At 73.5% G+C, this 16880-nt stretch carries 20 protein-coding genes and 1 pseudogene; 11 read left to right on the forward strand and 10 right to left on the reverse strand.

All coding sequences use genetic code 11. The features are described from left to right. Positions 1–80 precede the first annotated feature (80 nt). Together macS and ACWD6N_RS01760 are read left to right on the forward strand one after the other, a co-directional pair. Positions 81–1214: a MacS family sensor histidine kinase gene (macS, locus tag ACWD6N_RS01755; protein WP_354963741.1), complete on the forward strand. Its 1134-nt coding sequence runs from the start codon at positions 81–83 to the stop codon at positions 1212–1214. A gap of 14 nt (positions 1215–1228) precedes the next feature. Continuing rightward, positions 1229–1882, forward strand: coding sequence for a response regulator transcription factor (locus ACWD6N_RS01760; protein ID WP_354964003.1), 654 nt, complete (start codon positions 1229–1231; stop codon positions 1880–1882). Positions 1883–1888: 6 nt separating this feature from the next. Here the strand turns inward: ACWD6N_RS01760 and ACWD6N_RS01765 are convergent, their stop codons facing one another. From ACWD6N_RS01765 to ACWD6N_RS01780, 4 genes are all read right to left on the reverse strand, one after another. Next, on the reverse strand, positions 1889–2461 hold the full coding sequence (locus ACWD6N_RS01765; RefSeq protein ID WP_354963742.1) for a DUF5709 domain-containing protein: 573 nt from the start codon (positions 2459–2461) through the stop codon (positions 1889–1891). 88 nt (positions 2462–2549) lie between these two features. After that, positions 2550–3053: an ATP-binding protein gene (locus ACWD6N_RS01770; RefSeq protein ID WP_449938660.1), complete on the reverse strand. Its 504-nt coding sequence runs from the start codon at positions 3051–3053 to the stop codon at positions 2550–2552. 12 nt (positions 3054–3065) lie between these two features. Beyond that, complete coding sequence (locus tag ACWD6N_RS01775) at positions 3066–3290, reverse strand: STAS domain-containing protein (RefSeq protein ID WP_387325923.1); 225 nt, start codon at positions 3288–3290, stop codon at positions 3066–3068. Positions 3291–3349: 59 nt separating this feature from the next. Then, on the reverse strand, positions 3350–4348 hold the full coding sequence (locus tag ACWD6N_RS01780) for an SDR family oxidoreductase (protein WP_354963744.1): 999 nt from the start codon (positions 4346–4348) through the stop codon (positions 3350–3352). Positions 4349–4583: 235 nt separating this feature from the next. Between ACWD6N_RS01780 and ACWD6N_RS01785 the strand changes: the two genes are divergently transcribed. Next, positions 4584–5783 carry a glycosyltransferase gene (locus tag ACWD6N_RS01785; RefSeq protein ID WP_354963745.1) on the forward strand — a complete coding sequence of 400 codons (1200 nt, stop codon included), beginning with the start codon at positions 4584–4586 and terminating at the stop codon, positions 5781–5783. A gap of 30 nt (positions 5784–5813) precedes the next feature. Here ACWD6N_RS01785 and ACWD6N_RS01790 read toward each other — a convergent pair whose 3' ends face one another. The 4 genes from ACWD6N_RS01790 to aroA all read right to left on the reverse strand — a co-directional run bounded on the left by ACWD6N_RS01790 (position 5814) and on the right by aroA (position 10011). After that, positions 5814–6701 carry a hypothetical protein gene (locus tag ACWD6N_RS01790; RefSeq protein WP_354963746.1) on the reverse strand — a complete coding sequence of 296 codons (888 nt, stop codon included), beginning with the start codon at positions 6699–6701 and terminating at the stop codon, positions 5814–5816. 26 nt (positions 6702–6727) lie between these two features. Next, entirely contained in the window at positions 6728–7549 is an 822-nt protein-coding gene (hisN, locus tag ACWD6N_RS01795) for a histidinol-phosphatase (protein WP_387325927.1), read from the reverse strand. A gap of 28 nt (positions 7550–7577) precedes the next feature. Next, a complete protein-coding gene (rsgA, locus tag ACWD6N_RS01800) occupies positions 7578–8588 on the reverse strand; it encodes a ribosome small subunit-dependent GTPase A (RefSeq protein ID WP_354963748.1) in 1011 nt (336 codons plus the stop codon). 121 nt (positions 8589–8709) lie between these two features. Further along, the gene (gene aroA, locus ACWD6N_RS01805; protein ID WP_354963749.1) at positions 8710–10011 is read right to left on the reverse strand and encodes a 3-phosphoshikimate 1-carboxyvinyltransferase; all 1302 of its coding nucleotides are present in this window, start codon (positions 10009–10011) and stop codon (positions 8710–8712) included. Between the two features lie 101 nt (positions 10012–10112). Here aroA and ACWD6N_RS01810 point away from each other — a divergent pair, with 101 nt between their 5' ends. The 5 genes from ACWD6N_RS01810 (at position 10113) to rsrA (ending at position 13421) form a co-directional block, all read left to right on the forward strand. Continuing rightward, positions 10113–10823 (forward strand): SOS response-associated peptidase, encoded by a 711-nt coding sequence (locus ACWD6N_RS01810; RefSeq protein WP_354963750.1) that lies wholly within the window; start codon positions 10113–10115, stop codon positions 10821–10823. Positions 10824–11019: 196 nt separating this feature from the next. Beyond that, complete coding sequence (locus ACWD6N_RS01815; protein WP_354963751.1) at positions 11020–11412, forward strand: WhiB family transcriptional regulator; 393 nt, start codon at positions 11020–11022, stop codon at positions 11410–11412. A 48-nt stretch (positions 11413–11460) separates the two neighbouring features. Continuing rightward, positions 11461–12078, forward strand: coding sequence for an alpha/beta hydrolase family protein (locus ACWD6N_RS01820; protein ID WP_354963752.1), 618 nt, complete (start codon positions 11461–11463; stop codon positions 12076–12078). A 226-nt stretch (positions 12079–12304) separates the two neighbouring features. Next, entirely contained in the window at positions 12305–13132 is an 828-nt protein-coding gene (locus ACWD6N_RS01825) for a sigma-70 family RNA polymerase sigma factor (protein WP_354963753.1), read from the forward strand. Position 13133: 1 nt separating this feature from the next. Next, a complete protein-coding gene (rsrA, locus tag ACWD6N_RS01830; protein WP_089019138.1) occupies positions 13134–13421 on the forward strand; it encodes a mycothiol system anti-sigma-R factor in 288 nt (95 codons plus the stop codon). Between the two features lie 117 nt (positions 13422–13538). Here the strand turns inward: rsrA and ACWD6N_RS01835 are convergent, their stop codons facing one another. Further along, positions 13539–13841: a 50S ribosomal protein bL37 gene (locus ACWD6N_RS01835; RefSeq protein WP_387325933.1), complete on the reverse strand. Its 303-nt coding sequence runs from the start codon at positions 13839–13841 to the stop codon at positions 13539–13541. Between ACWD6N_RS01835 and ACWD6N_RS01840 the strand changes: the two genes are divergently transcribed. Both ACWD6N_RS01840 and ACWD6N_RS01845 read left to right on the forward strand, forming a co-directional pair. Beyond that, positions 13834–14055 (forward strand): biotin/lipoyl-binding carrier protein, encoded by a 222-nt coding sequence (locus tag ACWD6N_RS01840; RefSeq protein WP_172899197.1) that lies wholly within the window; start codon positions 13834–13836, stop codon positions 14053–14055. The two genes, ACWD6N_RS01835 and ACWD6N_RS01840, sit on opposite strands and share 8 nt — an antisense overlap. After that, positions 14052–14561, forward strand: coding sequence for a GNAT family N-acetyltransferase (locus tag ACWD6N_RS01845; protein ID WP_387326208.1), 510 nt, complete (start codon positions 14052–14054; stop codon positions 14559–14561). Before ACWD6N_RS01840 ends, ACWD6N_RS01845 begins: the two co-directional genes overlap by 4 nt. Here the strand turns inward: ACWD6N_RS01845 and ACWD6N_RS01850 are convergent. Continuing rightward, a pseudogene (locus ACWD6N_RS01850) lies at positions 14537–15185 on the reverse strand (TetR/AcrR family transcriptional regulator); the annotation flags it as partial. The gene ACWD6N_RS01845 and the pseudogene ACWD6N_RS01850 sit on opposite strands and share 25 nt — an antisense overlap. A 111-nt stretch (positions 15186–15296) precedes the next feature. Here ACWD6N_RS01850 and ACWD6N_RS01855 point away from each other — a divergent pair. Beyond that, positions 15297–16874, forward strand: a complete 1578-nt coding sequence (locus tag ACWD6N_RS01855) for an MDR family MFS transporter (RefSeq protein ID WP_354963756.1) — start codon at positions 15297–15299, stop codon at positions 16872–16874. The last annotated feature ends 6 nt before the right edge of the window (positions 16875–16880 follow it).

Here is a 16880-nt window from a genome sequence, read left to right on the forward strand (position 1 = left end):
TTTCCACCGTACGTCAGGGTTTCCCGAACCGCACTCGCTGCCGGCCGCCCGGCTGGTCGGACTGTGGCATCCTGACCGCCATGCCGTCGCCATCGGGTGGATTCGAGGTGCCGCTCTGGCGGGCGCTCGCGGTGTTCCGGTTCGCGTCCCTGGCGTACGTCGGCGTGCTCGCGGTACGCGACGCCGACCGGTACGCCCACCCGTTCGTCGTCGCGGCCCTGGTCCTGGTGATGATCGCCTGGACGGTGGCGACCGCGATTGGCTACGCCCGCCCGGCCTGGCGGCGCTGGCCGCTGCTGCTGGCCGACCTCGGGGTGGTGATGGCCATCGTGCTGGCGACCCCGTGGGTCGTCGGCCGGGCGGCGCTCGCCACCGGCGTGCCCACCCTGGGGGTGGCCTGGATGGCGGGCCCGGTCCTGGCCTGGGCCGTCTCCGGTGGCCGCCGGCGGGGCACCGTGGCCGCGCTGCTGGTCGCCGGCGCGGACCTGGCCACCCGGGAACGGATCGGCCAGTCCTCGTTCACCGGGGTGATCCTGATGCTGCTCGCCGGAGTGGTGGTCGGGCATGTGGCCCGGCTCGCGGCGACCGCCGAGGAGCGGCTGCAACGCGCGGTGGAGCTGGAGGCGGCCACCCGGGAGCGGGAGCGGCTGGCCCGGGGCATCCATGACTCGGTTCTCCAGGTGCTGGCCCTGGTGCAGCGGCGCGGCGCCGACCTGCCCGGCGAGGCCGGCGAGCTGGCCCGCCTGGCCGGTGAGCAGGAAGCCGCCCTGCGCGCGCTGATCGCCGGCGCCGCCCCGGCCGACGCCACCGCCCCGGACGCGGCCGGCACGGTGGATCTTCGGACGCTGCTCGGCCGGTACGCCTCACCGGCGGTGTCGCTCTCCGCGCCGGCCACCCCGGTGTCGCTGCCCCGGCAGGTGGCCGGGGAGTTGGCCGCCGCGACCGGCGCGGCGCTGGACAACGTGGGGCGGCACGCCGACGGGCGGGCCTGGGTGCTGATCGAGGACGAGGGGGCGACCGTGACCGTGTCGATCCGTGACGAGGGGCCGGGCATCCCGGATGGCCGGCTGGCAGAGGCGGCCGCCCAGGGGCGGCTCGGCGTGACCCAGTCGATCCGGGGCCGGATGGCGGACCTGGGCGGAACGGTCCGGATCGTGTCGGCCCCCGAGGCCGGCACCGAGATCGAGCTGACCGTGCCGAGGGCGGAGCCGTGACCCCGGTACGGGTGATGGTGGTCGACGACCACCCGATGTGGCGCGAGGGAGTGGCCCGTGACCTGACCGAGGCCGGTTTCCTGGTGGTGGCCACCAGCGGCGAGGGGCGGCAGGCGATCCGGGTGGCCCCCGCCGCCCGACCGGACGTGGTCGTCCTCGACCTGCAACTGCCGGATGTCTCCGGCGTCGAGGTGGTCCGCGGGCTGCGCGTGGTGCTGCCGGAGGTCCGGGTGCTGATGCTCAGCGCCAGCGGCGAGCAGCAGAGCGTGCTGGACGCGGTCAAGGCGGGGGCCACCGGCTACCTGGTGAAGTCGACGGCGCCGGCCGAGTTCCTCGACGCGGTGCGCCGCACGGCTGCCGGCGATCCGGTGTTCACGCCCGGCCTGGCCGGGCTGGTCCTCGGCGAGTACCGCCGGTTGGCCGCCGGGCCGGGGTCGGACGCCGGGGCGGCCGGCGGCGCGGAGCCCGGGGCACCGCGCCTCACCGACCGGGAGACGGAGGTGCTGCGCCTGGTGGCCAAGGGGGTGTCGTACAAGCAGATCGCGCAGCGGCTCGGGCTGTCGCACCGCACCGTGCAGAACCACGTGCAGAACACGCTGGGCAAGCTGCAACTGCACAACCGGGTCGAGCTGACCCGGTACGCCATCGAGCGGGGCCTGGACGACTGAACCCGCTCAGACCGAGCGCGGCGGCTCCGTCTCGTGGATGGCCAGCTCCTCGGCGCTCGCCCCGCCGCCCGCCGAACCAGCGTCGTACGCCACGGAGTCGGTTTCCTGGTCGGTGTGCGCCCCCTCGTCCGGTTCCACCAGCCGGCCCACCGTGGCGTCGGCCACCGTGCCGAGCTGGCCGTGGTCGTAGAGGGAGACCGGCGAGTTCGGGTCCGAGGTCGGACCGGGGTCCATCACGTCGGCATCCAACTGGGCCTCGGCCGCGGCTTCCAGGTTGTCGGCCTCGAAGGCGATCTTCGGGTCGATCGTGCCGGCCAACGGGTCGTCCACCGGGCGCTCGTAGACCTCTCGGTCGAGCTTGTAGTCCAACGACTCACCGTCGAGCTGTTCCTCGGCGGTGGTCCCGAACCGGTCCACCGCCACCGGCGTCCGGTCGCCGGGCAGCTGGGCCGGGTCCGGGCCGTCCGCCTCGCGCCCGGTGAGCACATCGTCGTTGGCCGTCGAGTCGTCGTCGGCGGTGCCGGGCAGGCCGTCCGCCTCGGTGTCGGACACGGGGGTCGGGTACTCGTTGTCGCGCATGTCTGATCACTACCCGCTGCCCTGCCGCCGTAACCGGGGGCTGCCGGCCGTGTGGTGGCGACCCGGACACCAGGGCGGGAACAACCCGTCAGCCGGCGGGGCCGGGTTCGTCATCGGGGTGCAGCACGCACCAGACGACCTTCCCGTCCGGTACCGGGCTGCTGCCCCACCGACGGGCCACCGTGTCGATCAGCACCAGGCCCCGCCCGCCGGCCCGGGTCGGTGGGGCCGGCCCGGCGAACGCGGGTCGGAGGGGGGAGTGGTCGCGAACCGCCACACGCAGGGTGCCCGCCTGGGGAGCGAGCCGGACGGTCATCGGGGTCCGGGCGTGCGCCACCACGTTGTTGACCATCTCGGTGATCGCGAGGCTCGCCGGTTCGGCCAGGGTCCGCACGTCCCAGTGCTGGCAGCCGGTGGCGACCAGCTCGCGGGCCTGCCGGGCGGCGCCGACGGTCGGGGCGAGCTCAGCGGTGAGGACCGCCGCCAGTGGCGCCGCCGCCAGCGCGCCGTCCAGGGTGGGCCAGGCCGGGACGCCGGTCAGTGCGGCGTCGGCACCGCCGGACCCGGAGATCGCCGGGTCGCAGAGCAGCAGGTCCGCGGCGGGCTAGTCGGCGACCTCCCGGCGGATCTCGGCGAAGACGCCCCGCCCGACCTGGTCGGCGACCCGCAACCCGGTCACGTCGGCCACCACTGTGCCAGGTCGGTCGCAGAGGCGGGCCAGCAGCGCGGCCCGGACGGTGTCGGCGCCGGCCGCGTCGAGCACTCCGGTCAGCCGGACCACCCCGGACGACTCGTCGATCTCCACCAGACAACGCACGTCGGTCGGCATGATCGCCCCATTGTGCGCCCGTACGACGGAGGTCGCATCCGGCCGCCCGATACCCGTCATCAGCGGGTCAACCGGGACCGGCGGGTGATCGCCGCCATCGTGCCGACCGCGGTGCCGGCGGCGGCGAGCCCGAACGCGGCGGTCATTCGTACCAGCTGGCGCCGCCGGCCGTGCCAGCCACCGTTCCGGCGGCCCTGGGCATCGGCGTGGAACACGTTGCCGCTGCTGTCCATCCGCGCGCCGGGGCCGAACTGGGTCCGGTGGGCGTACCAGCCGAGGGCGCGCTCCATGAGCGCCGGTGCGAGCCGCCACTGCAGGCCGAGCAGCCGGGCGGCGCCGCCGGCGTACGCCTCGCGGCGGGGGCGGCGCAGCAGCCGGACGATGGTCTCGGCGACCACCTCCGGCGGGTACACCGGCGGTGGCGGCAGCAGCTCGCGGCCGCTGTGGTTGGCCGCGTGCCGGAAGAACGGGGTGTCGATGGTCGCCGGGAGCACGGTGCAGACGGAGATCTGCCCCCGGCCGGTGACCCGCAGTTCCTGCCGGACGGTGTCGGCCAGCCCGCGGATGCCGTGCTTGGTGGCGTTGTACGCCGACTGGTACGGCATCGCCACCTCGGCCAGCACCGAGGCGTTGTTGACCAGCACGCCTCCGCCGGCCGCGCCGAGGTGCGGCAGCGCGGCCTTGATGCCGTGCACCGCGCCGAGCAGGTTCACCTCCACCACCCGTCGGAACTCGGCGACCGGGATCTCGTCGAACAGCCCCACGACCCCGACCGCGGCGTTGTTCACCCACGCGTCGATCCGCCCGAACTCGGCCGCCGCCCGATCAGCCAGCCGCTGCACCGACTCCAGGTCGGTCACGTCGGTCGGTACGGCCAGCGCCCGGCCGCCCAGTTGCCGGCAGTGTTGGGCGACCTGCCGCAGCGCCGGCTCACTGCGGGCGGCCAGCACGACGGCGGCGCCCCGGCGGGCCAGCGCGTACGCGGTGGCCGTGCCGATCCCGCTGGAGGCGCCGGTGATCACCACGGTCGAATCGTCGAGGCTGCGGGTCAGCGGCATTCCTGAGCCGTACCCCCGGTAGGGCCGGGTCATACCACCGGCCGTTGGTCGATCAACGCGGGAGAGCCTCCCGGCGGAGCCGCGCCGGGGGCTGTCGTGATTGTCGTGGCGCAAGTGTCGGTGGCACCTGTGGGGACTGTTCCGATCTGCCAGGTTTCGGCTCCCGGTCACCCGGTTAATGGGACGCTCTGACCGGGAGGACCACTGCCGAGGAAAGATCGCAGGGAGGTGACCCATGCGCGTCGGCCTCGTCTGCGCGCACACCAGCTCGTACCGGCACGCCGACGGCCCGCCGGTCGGCACCCAACAGCACATCGCGCGGGTCGCCGCCGAGCTGGCCGGCCGAGGTCACGACGTCCGGCTCTACGAGCGTCGGGACGACCCGAAGCTGCCGGTGACGACGGACGTCGACGGCTACCAGGTGCATCGGGTTTCAGCCGGCCCACCCGCCCCGCTGCCCACCGCCGAGCTGATCCCCCACGTGACGGAGTTCGGCCGTTGGCTGACCGACGAGTGGGCCGGCGCCTGGCGGCCCGAGGTGGTGCACGGGCACTACTGGATCGGCGGCCTGGCCGCCGCGCACGCGGTCCGGGAGACCGACCTCCCGGTGGTGCAGACCTTCCACTCGCTCGGCGTCGAGCAGCTGCGCCACCTGGGCGGCCGATACGACGGGCCGGGAGAGCGGATCCCGCTGGAACGCGCGCTGACCCGAGCGGTGGACATCGCGGTCGCCCAGTGCAACGACGAGGTGGACGAGCTGACCCGGATGGGCCTGCAACGCAGCTCGGTGGCGATGGTGCCGGCCGGGGTGGACACCGAGCAGTTCCACCCCGACGGTGAGGCGGCGCCCCGCGAGCAGCGGTCGCGGATCCTCTCCGTCGGCGGGCTCTCCCCGGGCCACGGCCAGGAGGACCTGATCCGGGCGATGCGACTGGTCGGCGACGCCGAGCTGGTGATCGCCGGCGGGCCGATGGCCGACCAGTTGGCCAACCACACCGAGGCACGCCGGCTGCGCGAGCTGGCCGAACAGGTCGGGGTGGCCGACCAGGTACGGCTCGTCGGCGCGGTGCCGCACGACCAGATGGCGACCTGGTACCGGTCGGCGGACGTGGTGGCCTGCACGCCGCACTACTCGTCGGCCGGGCGGGTCTCGCTCGAGGCGATGGCCTGCGGCGTGCCGGTGGTCGGCTACGCGATGGGCGGGCTGGCGGACGCGGTCGTCGACGAGGTCACCGGCCGGCTGGTGCCGCCCGGCGACGTACGGACCCTCGGGGTCTCCCTGCGCCGGCTGCTCGCCGACAACGCCGGGCGGTTCGCGTACGGCCACGCCGCGGTGGACCGGGTCCGGAGCAGCTACACGTGGGAACGGACCGCCGGTGCGCTGGAACGCCTCTACGAGCGGGTGGTGAGCCGCCGCAAACCGGTCGAAGCCTGAGCGCGGCGCCGGACGTGGGGTGTGTGCTGGTCAGCCGGGCTGGCCGACGCCCACCATGGCGCGGTCGCGGCGGCGCGCCTTCGCGTGGTGGTGCTGCGGCTCCGCGTACCGCGTCAGCCCGATCACCGAGGCGAGGGTGACCAGGAAGCCGACCGCGGCCAGCCACTCCCGACCCGGCCAGATCTTGTCGTTGAGCAGCAGGAGGCCGACGATCGCCGCCGGCACCGCCCCCGCGGCGTCCATCGCGGCGACCGCGGCGGTGGTGGAGCCGCGCTGCATGGCCAGGCCGAGCAGCAGCTGACCGACGATCGAGTGGACGATGAGCAGGTAGAGCAGCGGGTCGGCGAGGAACGCCTCGGCGGACGGCGCGGAGGCCAGTGGTCGGGCGGCCACCGCGGCCGAGGAGAACGCCAGCCCGGCCAGCGAGCCGAGGGCCACCGAACCGGGCGCCCCGTGCAGCCGGACGGCGAAGAAGCCGAGCACCGCGATCACGCCGAGCGCCACCAGCAGGGCGACCGAGCCGGCGGTGCCGAGCTGCCGGGACGGCGCCGGCCGGGCGGCCAGCACCAGCGCGGTGATCCCGGCGAAGAGCAGGGCCAGCAGCGCCACCTCGGCCACCGGTAACCGCCACTTCAACACCACCACGCCGAGGATGGCGGTCACCCCGAGCCCGGCGGCCACGCTCGCCTGGACCAGGAACAGCGGCAGGTCACGCCGGGCCAGGAACGCGAGCACGAACCCGCCGATCTGGCAGCTCAGCCCGACCAGATACGTCCGGTGCCCGGCCAGCCGCAGCAGCAGGCCCGGATCGAAGGTGTGGTGCACCGTGGTGCGGGCCGCGGCCACCGACTGAAGCAGGTTGGCGACGCCGTACGCGACGATCATTGCCGCGAGGAAGCACCAGCCGGAGGAGACCACCTGGCGAGGATAGAGGCTGCCGGGGGTCAGCGCGCGGCTGGTCGATCGAGCCGGGCGAGGATGTCGGCGTGCAGCACACCGTTGGTGGCCACCAGGCTGCTCTCGGTGCCCGGCTCGCCAGTCGGAGCCGGTCGACCGGCCAGATCCGTGACCGTGCCACCCGCCTCGGTGACGATGGGGACCAGCGCCGCCATGTCCCACAGCGACAGTTCCGGCTCGACCATCACGTCCAGTGCGCCCTCGGCCAACAGCATGTAGCCGTAGAAGTCGCCGTACGCCCGGCTGCGCCAACTGGACCGCATCAGGTCGAGCATCGCGTCGAGCCGGCCGGCGCGCTCCCAGCCGGTGAGCGACGAGTAGCAGAAGCTGGCGTCGGCGAGCCTCCGAACGGCGGAGACTCCGATCCGCTCGCCGGCGGCGGCGGGGCCCGGCCCGGCGTACGCGCCCGCGCCGAGGCTCGCCCACCAGCGTCGTCCCAGCGCCGGAGCGGACACCACGCCGACCACCGGCCGGTCCGCGTCGAAGAGCGCGATCAGGGTGGCCCAGACCGGCACGCCGCGGACGAAGTTCTTGGTGCCGTCGATCGGGTCGATGATCCACCGCCGGCCGTCCGGAGCGGTGGCCGGCTGGTCGCCGTACTCCTCGCCGAGCAGCCCGTCGGCCGGCCGGTGCTCGGCCAGCAGCGCCCGGATCTCCCGCTCCACGGCGGTGTCCGCGTCGGAGACCGGGGTCAGATCGGGCTTCGCCTCGACCCGCAGGTCGAGCGCGCGGAACCGGGCCGTGGAGATGGCGTCGGCCCGGTCGGCGAGCAGGTGGGCGAGGGCGAGGTCGTCGGCGTACCCGGTCATGCCGGCAACCTAGCCGACACCCGACGGGTCACTCGTCCGGGCCGCGCCGATCACCCTCGCCGGGGCCGCGCTGGTCGGTCTCGCCGCGCTGGTCGCCCTCGCCGGCCCGGGAGGCGAGCAACCGGCGGTACGAGGCCAGCCGGCGCGGATCGGCCTTGCCGGCGGCCACCCAGGCGTCCAGTCCGCAGTCGGCCTCGTCAGCCGTGTGCGGACAGTTGGGCGGGCAGTCGACGGTGCCCTCGACCAGGTCGGGAAAGCCGTGCAGCAGGCTGTCGGCGGAGACGTGGGCGAGCCCGAAGCTGCGGATCCCCGGGGTGTCGATGATCCACCCCGCGTCGGTGTCGACGCCGGGCACCGGCGGCAGTCGCAGCGCCACCGCGCTGGTGGAGGTGTGCCGGCCACGACCGATCGCGCTGACCACGCCGACCGCCCGGGCTGCCTCCGGGACGAGGCGGTTGACCAGCGTCGACTTGCCCACCCCGGAGTGCCCGACCAGCACCGACACCCGGCCGGCGAGCAGCGCGCGCAGGGCGTCCAGGTCGGAGTCGGGGCGGTTGAGCACGTACGGCAGCTCCAGCTCGGTGTAGTAGCCCAGCACCTCCTCCGGGCCGGCCAGGTCGGCCTTGGTGAGGCAGAGAAGGGGCTCGACGTCCGCGTCGTACGCGGCCACCAGGCAGCGGTCGATGAACCCGGTGCGCGGCGGCGGGTCGGCCAGCGCGCTGACGATCACCAACTGGTCGGCGTTGGCCACCACCACCCGCTCCAGCCGGCCCTCGGCGGTGGTCTCGTCGTCGTCGGCGGTGCGGCGCAGCACCGAGCGGCGTTCGGCGATCCGGACGATGCGGGCGAGAGCGCCCTCCGCGCCGGAGGTGTCCCCGACGAGTCCGACCCGGTCGCCCACCACCACCGACTTGCGGCCCAGCTCACGGGCCCGCATCGCGGTGACCGTGGGCAGTTCGGCACCGACCACGCCGCGCTCGGCCCCGGACAGCACGCAGGTGTAGCGCCCCCGGTCGACGGCGATGACGAAGCCGTCCACCGCGTCGGCGTGCCGGGGTCGGGTGCGCGTACGCGGGCGCGACGACTTCCCGGGCCGGACCCGTACGTCGTCCTCGTCGTACTCCCGCCGTCTGGTCGCCAGGACCTGTCCTCTTCTCGCGTCAGCTCTTGCCGGTCACCATCGCTGACCATAGTGCCGGGAACTCGGGCATGGTCTTGGAGGTACACCCGACGTCGTCCACCTCGATGCCCGGCACGGCGAGCCCGGCCACCGCGGCGGCGTGTGCCATCCGGTGGTCGTGGTAGGTGTGGAACACGCCGCCGCGCAGCGGCCGGGGCCGGATCTCCAGCCCGTCGGGCGCCTCGGTGACGTCGGCGCCGAGTGCGGCGAACTCCCGGGCCAGCGCGGTCAGCCGGTCGGTCTCGTGGCCGCGGATGTGCCCGATGCCGGTGAAGGACGACGGCGAGTCGGCCAGCATGGCCAGCGCGGTCAGCGCCGGGGTCAGCTCGCTCACGTCGGAGAGGTCGGCGGTGAGGCCGTGCACCACGCCGGAGCCCCGGACGGTCAGCCCGGTGGTGGAGAGGGTCACCTCGCCGCCCATCCGGTGCAGCAGCGAGCGTAGCTGCTCGACCGGCTGCGCGCTGCTACGCGGCCAGCCCTGGAGGGTGACCTCGCCGCCGGTGACCAGCGCGGCGGCGAAGAACGGCACCGCGCCGGAGAGGTCCGGCTCGATCTCCCAGCCGCGACCGGCGAGCGGGCCGGGCTCAACGGTCCACACGTCGGGGGTGGTGTCGTCGACGGCCGCGCCGGCGGCGCGCAGCATCTGCACCGTCATCCGCAGGTGCGGGGCGGACGGCACCGGCGGGCCGACGTGCCGCACCACGACACCCCGGTCGAAGCGCGGGGCGGCCAGCAGCAGCCCGGAGACCAGTTGGCTGGAGGCGGAGGCGTCGATCACCACCTCGCCGCCGGTGATCCGGCCGGCGCCGAGCACGGTCAGCGGCAGGCTGCCCGCACCGGTGATGTCGATCCGGACACCCAGCGAGCGCAGCGCGCCGATCAGCGGGCCGAGTGGCCGGATGCGGGCCTGCGGGTCACCGTCGAAGGTGATCCGGCCGTCGGCCAGCCCCGCCACCGGCGGCACGAACCGCATCACCGTGCCGGCCAGCCCCACGTCCACGTGGGCCGGGCCGACCAGCGGGTGCGGCCGGACCAGCCAGCGCTCGTCGTCGCTGATCGACACGTGCGCGCCCATCGCCCGTAGGCCGGCCGCCATCAGCTCGGTGTCCCGGGCGCGAAGCGGCCCGGCCAGTGTCGACGGGCCGGCGGCCAGCGCGCTGAGCACCAGGGCGCGCGCGGTCATCGACTTGGACCCGGGCAGGCGCAGCGTGGCCGCCACCGGATCGGAGGCGGTCGGTGCGGTCCACGGCTGCGGCGGCCGGGTTGCTGTCAGGTTCCCCACGGTTACATTCTGCCGTGTCGGCCGGTGGGCGGCGGTGACCGGCGGTCCTGCTCCCGGTTGGCGGGACAGCCGGCGGGCCGTCGACGGGTTAGCGTGTGCCCATGTGCGGCAGGTACGCGACGACCCGGAGCTCCGGCGAGCTGAGCGCGCTGTTCGAGTCGTCCGACGACACCGACGGCCGGATCCGGCCGGACCACAACGTCGCGCCGACCGACCCGGTGCCGCTGGTCCGGGTCACCCCCGAGGGGCACCGCAGTCTCTGCGTCGGCCGCTGGGGCCTCCTGCCGCACTGGTCGCGATCGGCCGCCGGCGCGGCCCGCATGATCAACGCGCGGGCGGAGACGGTCGCCACCAGCCGGGCGTACGCCGGGGCGTTCGCCCGTCGCCGCTGCCTGGTCCCGGCCGACGGCTGGTACGAGTGGGTCCGCCAACCCGACGGGGGGCGGCAGGCGTATTACATGACCCCCACCGACGGCTCGGTGCTCGCCCTGGCCGGGATCTGGTCGATCTGGGAGTCCGGGGCCGAATCCCGGCTCACCTTCAGCGTGCTGACCACCGCGGCGCTCGGTGAGCTGGCCGAGGTGCACGACCGGATGCCGGTGCTGCTGCCGCCCGAGCGGTGGTCGTCGTGGCTGGCGCCGACCGGGGAGCCGGACGGGTTGCTCGCCCCGCCGGCGACCGACCAGCTGGCCCGGTTGGAGATCCGTCCGGTCGGGCCGGCAGTGGGTGACGTCCGCAACGACGGGCCGCAGTTGATCGCCCGGGTGCCGCTGGCACCGACGACGGCTGCGCAGGAGCTGACCCTGTTCTGAGGCTCGTGCGCATCGTCGGGCGCCGATTTGCTGGGGTTGCGCGTGATTCGTCGCCTGGCCGTTCAGTCATCTTCCCGGCAGGCCCTTGTCTCGGCGTCCGTAAGTGCGATAGAACACAGCGCCGGTAGTGGGTGTCGATTCGCACGGGGCGGACGACATCCACCGATCTTGCCGGTCCCACGGGGGAGGTGGGTGAATGACACGGGCGCGTATGCCCCGTCCGCACGAGGTGGCCGCGGCGCGGCGAGATCCGCGACTGCTGCGGGCCTTGCGGGAACGCCGACAGGATGACGCCTGGCGCACCAGAGGGACATGCCAGAGCGTCGATCCGGAAACGTTCTTTCCGGCGCCGAACGAGCCGGCGGACGCCGCCGTCGCGCTGTGCCGCAGTTGCGACGTCCAGGGGTCCTGTCTGGCCTGGGCGCTGGAGGTGGGTGACTGTCACGGCGTGTGGGGCGCCACGACGCCCCGCGAGCGGCGGGCGATGCTGGTGGCCTGGCGTGGCCAGGTCGAACCGGATCCGGACGCCGTGGACGAGGCGGGCCCGCCGGTGCGGGACCGTCTGCTCACCCTGGTCCCGCTGAGCTGACCACCGGTCCCGTCCCGGGCGCCGGACGGGGCGGCGCAGAATGGGTCCGTGCTGCCCAGCGACGAGATCGGGACCACGCGCGGTCCGGCGCGGATCGACACCGACCTGCCGATCGGGCCGGCCGCCGCCCTGCTGGTGCTCGGGCACGGTGCGGGCGGCAGCGTGGACGCCCCCGACCTGCTCGCGGTGCGTGACGCGGCCGTCGAGCTCGGTCTGGCGGTGGTGCGGGTGACCCAGCCCTACCGGGTCGCCGGCCGCCGCGCGCCGGCTCCCGCCGGGCACCTCGACGACGCCTGGACGGCGGTGCTCGCCGCGTTGCGCGACCGGCAGCCCAACGTCCCGACGCTGCTCGTCGGCGGTCGCTCCAGCGGCGCTCGGGTGGCCTGTCGGACGGCCCGCGCGGTGGGTGCGGCCGGCGTCGTCGCGCTGGCCTTTCCGCTGCACCCGCCCGGGCGACCGGAGCGCTCCCGGGCCGCCGAGCTGGCCACCGGGCTGCCGACGCTGGTGGTCAACGGCGACCGGGATCCGTTCGGGGTGCCGGAGCCGGGGCCGGCCGTGCAGGTGGTGACCCGGCCGGGGGAGACGCACGACCTGCGCAAGGATCCGGCCGGTACGGCGGCCGCGGTGCGGGACTGGCTCCGCGCCCAGGGCTGGGCGGCCGGCTGACCCGGTCGGCCGGGCGAACCGTGTCCGGTGCCGGGCGCGGGTCGTTGCATCCGGTGGCGCCGCCTACCGGATTCGGGCGGGCGGGGCCAAATCCTCCCAGGCCCTTCCTGGTCCCAGCGCCGGCCGTCGCCGGGGCCGGGGCCAGGAACGGGAGGGCCGGCCGGAATGCCCCACCCGTCTTCTCGCGTTACTACCCGCGGACGACTTTTCTGCGAGGGGGTGGCCGGTGCCGACCGAAACACGGAGCCGGGAACGGGACGAGCGGGACGCCCGGCAGCTGAAGCAGCTGCTGGATGGCCCGGACTGGCCCGCGACGGCGGGACCGGGCGGGGCGGGTGCGGTGAGCACGGGCACACCGGCCGGAAGTGAATCTGTGGGCAGGTCCGTGCGCGTATCCTCGGCGGGAAAGCATCCGACGCGAGGGGATGTGCGGTTGACCACCGAGAAGACGGACGAGCGCAGGGCCCGTTTCGAGCGGGACGCGATGCCATTCGTCGATCAGCTCTACGCTGCTGGGCTACGGATGACGCGTAACCCGGCGGATGCCGAGGATCTGGTCCAGGAGACCTACCTGAAGGCGTACGCCGCCTTCCACCAGTTCGAGCAGGGCACCAACCTGAAGGCCTGGCTCTACCGGATCCTGACCAACACCTACATCAACTCCTACCGCAAGCGGCAGCGCCAGCCGATCCAGGCGCCCACCGAGGAGATCACCGACTGGCAGCTGGCCGAGGCCGAGTCGCACACCTCCAGTGGGCTGCGCTCGGCGGAGACCGAGGCCCTGGACCGGCTGCCGGACAGCGACGTCAAGGAGGCCCTCCAGCAGTTGCCGGAGGAGTTCCGGCTCGCCGTCTACCTCACCGACGTCGAGGGCTTCTCCTACAAGGAGGTCGCCGACATCATGGGTACGCCGATCGGCACGGTGATGTCGCGCCTGCACCGGGGCCGTCGTAATCTGCGCAAGCTGCTCGAGCAGTACGCCGGGGAGCGAGGCTTCAGCGCGGCCCGTTCCTCGAAGGGTTCGACCGCTGCCGCTGCCGGCCGGGAGGTGTGACGTGAGCTGTGGGGAGCCGCACGAGACGGACTGCCGTGAGGTGCTCGCGGAGGTCTACCTCTACCTGGATCTGGAGTGCGCCGACGAGCGGCGCACGCTGATCCGGCACCACCTGGACGAGTGCGGGCCGTGCCTGCGCGAGTACGGGCTCGAGCAGGAGGTGCGGGCGCTGGTGGCGCGTTGCTGCGGCAACGAGACCGCGCCGGACGAGCTGCGCGAGCGGCTCCGGGTCAAGCTCACCGAGCTGGTGGTCTTCGAGACCAGCGACTCCCGCGAACTCGCCGACTGAGCGTCGGCCCGACGAACGAAACCGGTGGCCCGGGTCGATCTCGACCCGGGCCACCGGCGTACCCGGCGTCCGCCGGGTTGGTCTGACCGGTGACGGGCCGTCGGCCCGTCGGCGCGTTCAGGAGTTGGGACGCTTGCCGTGGTTTGCGGCGTTCTTCTTCCGTGCCTTCTTCTTCCGGGACTTCTTCGCCATGCTGACCTCCTCGTGATGGGTCGGATCCGCCCTGCGCGCGGCCTCGGCGCCGGTGTACCCACCGGCCGCCCGGCGTCGGGTCCGACCCGCTGATGGTAGTGCGGCCGGCACCCGACGCCTTCCGGCGGGGCGGTCGCGGCACCCGGGCCGCCGCTCCGGGCCCACCGTCGGTCGCCGCATGATTGGATACGTCGGCAGGCACATCGGGAAAAGGGAGGGCCTGGACATGGCCGAGGAGATCCGCGCCGAGATGGTGGCGAACGTCTGGAAGGTCGTCGCGTCGACCGGCGACACCGTGTCCGAGGGCGACACCCTGGTGATCCTGGAGTCGATGAAGATGGAGATCCCGGTCATCGCCGAGTCCGACGGTGTGGTCAAGCAGCTCGCCGTCAACGAGGGCGATGTCGTGCAGGACGGCGACCTCATCGCGGTGATCGATTGAGCGGCCTGCTGGTCCGGCGCGCCGACCCGGGCGACTTTCCGGCGGTGGCTCAGCTGACCGTGGCCGCGTACGAGGCGGACGGCCAGCTCAAGGGCGAGCACGGGTACGGCGCGGTGCTGGCCGACGTGTCGACCCGGGCCACCAGCGGTGAGGTGCTGGTGGCGGTGGACGAGGCGACCGGGGCGGTGCTCGGCTCGGTCACCTTCGTGCTGTCGGGCACCCCGTTCGCCGAGCTGTCCGGCCCGGGTGAGGCGGAGTTCCGGATGCTCGCGGTCGACCCGGCCGCGCAGGGCCGGGGCGTTGGCGCGGCGCTGGCCCAGGCGTGCGTCGACCGCGCGGCCGAGCTGGGCTGCGCGGCCGTGGTGATCTGCGTCCGTGCGGGGATGGCCGTCTCGGCGCACCGGCTGTACGAGCGGCTCGGCTTCGTTCGCTGCCCGGAGAAGGACTGGGCGCCGGCGCCGGGCGTGGACCTGCTCGGCCTGCGGCTGGAGCTGCCCCGGGGCTGAGCCGCCGGCCGGTCAGTCCTGCGAGCTGCCCGAGGCGGCCGGGGTCCCACTCTCGTCGGGCTGCGCGCCGATGGCGGCCAGCAGCTCGTCGGCCACCTCCAGGGCGATCCGGCGGCGCTCGTCGTCGGTGATGTGCGGCGCCCGGACGGCGAACCAGCTGCTGTGCACGGCGAACAGCGACAGCACGGCGCGCAGCTGGGCGACGGGGGAGTCGTCGCCCCGGCAGAGCGCGTTGGCCAACTGCATCATCCGGCCGCGCATCTGCTGGCCGGAGGCGAGGCTCTTGAGCACGGTCTGGTTCTGCTCGAAGAAGCGCATCACCGAGGGCTGGTCGCCGGCGAACATTGTGTCGGCGTACCGGGAGATCAGCGCGCGCCGGGTGGCCAGGGTCGCCGGCTGCGACTCGGCCCAGGCGGTCAGCTCGTCCATCCGCTCCAGCCGGTCCTCGACGAAGCTGGCGACGATGTCGTCCTTGCTCTTGAAGTGGTAGTAGAGCGCCGCCTTGGTGACGTTGAGGCGCTCGGCGATCTCGCGTAGCGAGGTCTTCTCGTACCCCTGCTCGGTGAAGAGCTCCAGCGCGACGGCCTTGATCCGCTCGCGGGTGCCGCCTGTGCTCTCCCTCACCCACGCCCTCCAATTGGCTTGACCGTCACTTGCCGCCCAACTTACCGTGCGGCTAGTAAGGTGACTAGCCGGGCGGCAAGTAAGTACGCAATCCTCGGGGGGAGCTTACCCATGACTCAGGCAACCCAGGCCGGCGCGCGACCCAACGTACGGGTCGTGCTGTTCGGGCTGATGATCGCGATGATGCTCGCAATGCTCGACAACATGATCGTCAGCACCGCGCTGCCGCGCATCGTGGGCGAGTTCGGCGGCCTCAACCACTTCACGTGGGTGGTCACCGCGTACGTCCTCGGCACCACCGTCTCCACCCCCATCTGGGGCAAGCTCGGTGACCTCTACGGGCGCAAGTCCGTCTTCCTGACCTCGGTCGGCATCTTCCTGCTCGGCTCCGCGCTCTGCGGCATGGCCGGCTCCGGAATGCTGGGCGGTCCCCAGGACGGCATGGTGCAGCTCATCGCCTTCCGGGCCGTGCAGGGTCTGGGCGCCGGCGGCCTCATGGTCGGCGTGATGGCGATCATCGGTGACCTGGTCCCGCCCCGCGAGCGCGGGCGCTACCAGGGCATGATCGCCGGGATCATGGCCATCGCCATGGTGGCCGGCCCGCTGGTCGGCGGCTTCATCACCGACCACCTCTCGTGGCGCTGGGCGTTCTACGTGAACCTGCCGCTGGGCGGCGTCGCGCTGCTGCTGCTGATCACCACCATGCACCTGCCGAAGTACCGCACCGAGCACCGGATCGACTGGCTCGGCGCCGGGCTGCTCTCCGTCGGCATCACCGCGATCGTGCTGATCACCACCTGGGGCGGCAACGAGTACGACTGGTCGTCCCCGCAGATCCTCGGCCTGGCCGTACTGTCCGTGCTCGCGCTGGTGGCGTTCGGCTTGGTCGAGCGCCGTGTCGCCGAGCCGATCCTCCCGCTGTCCCTCTTTGCCAACCGCAACTTCGCACTGATCTCGCTGATCGGCTTCCTGCTCGGTTTCGCGATGTTCGGCGCGATGAACTTCCTGCCGCTCTACCAGCAGACCGTGCAGGGCGCCTCGGCCACCAACAGCGGCCTGCTGCTGCTGCCGCTGATGTTCGGCATGCTGGTCGTCTCGCTGGTCATCGGGCGGGCGATCACGAAGACCGGCAGGTACCGGGTGTACCCGATCGTCGGTGGCGTGGTGATGGCCACGGGTATGGCGCTGCTGACCATGCTCGACACCGACACGAGCAAGCTGCAGTCCTCGCTGTACATGGTCGTGCTGGGCGCTGGCATGGGCTTCCTCATGCAGACGTCCATGCTGATCGCGCAGAACAGCGTGGAGCAGAAGGACCTCGGCGCGGCCAGCGGCGCGGCCACCTTCTTCCGGTCGATCGGCGGCTCGTTCGGCATCTCCCTGTTCGGCGCGATCTTCGCCAGCCGGCTGGCCGGCTCCAGCGCGGGCGGCGCCTTCGGTGGCGAGGGCGGCGGGATGGACCTGGCGAAGCTCAAGGAACTGCCCGCCCAGGCGCGCGAACTGGTGCTCGGCGGTCTCGCCGACGCGATCTCGCACGTCTTCCTCTGGGCGGTGCTGTTCACCGTCGTGATCCCGGTGCTCGCCTGGTTCATCAAGGAGATCCCGCTGCGCACCGCGAACGAGGCGCCGGCGCAGGCCACCCCGGAGGAGGAGGCCGAGATCGCTCTCGGCAAGGCCCCGGTCGCCTGACCCGGA

This window comes from Micromonospora sp. NPDC005163 (genome assembly GCF_053599835.1).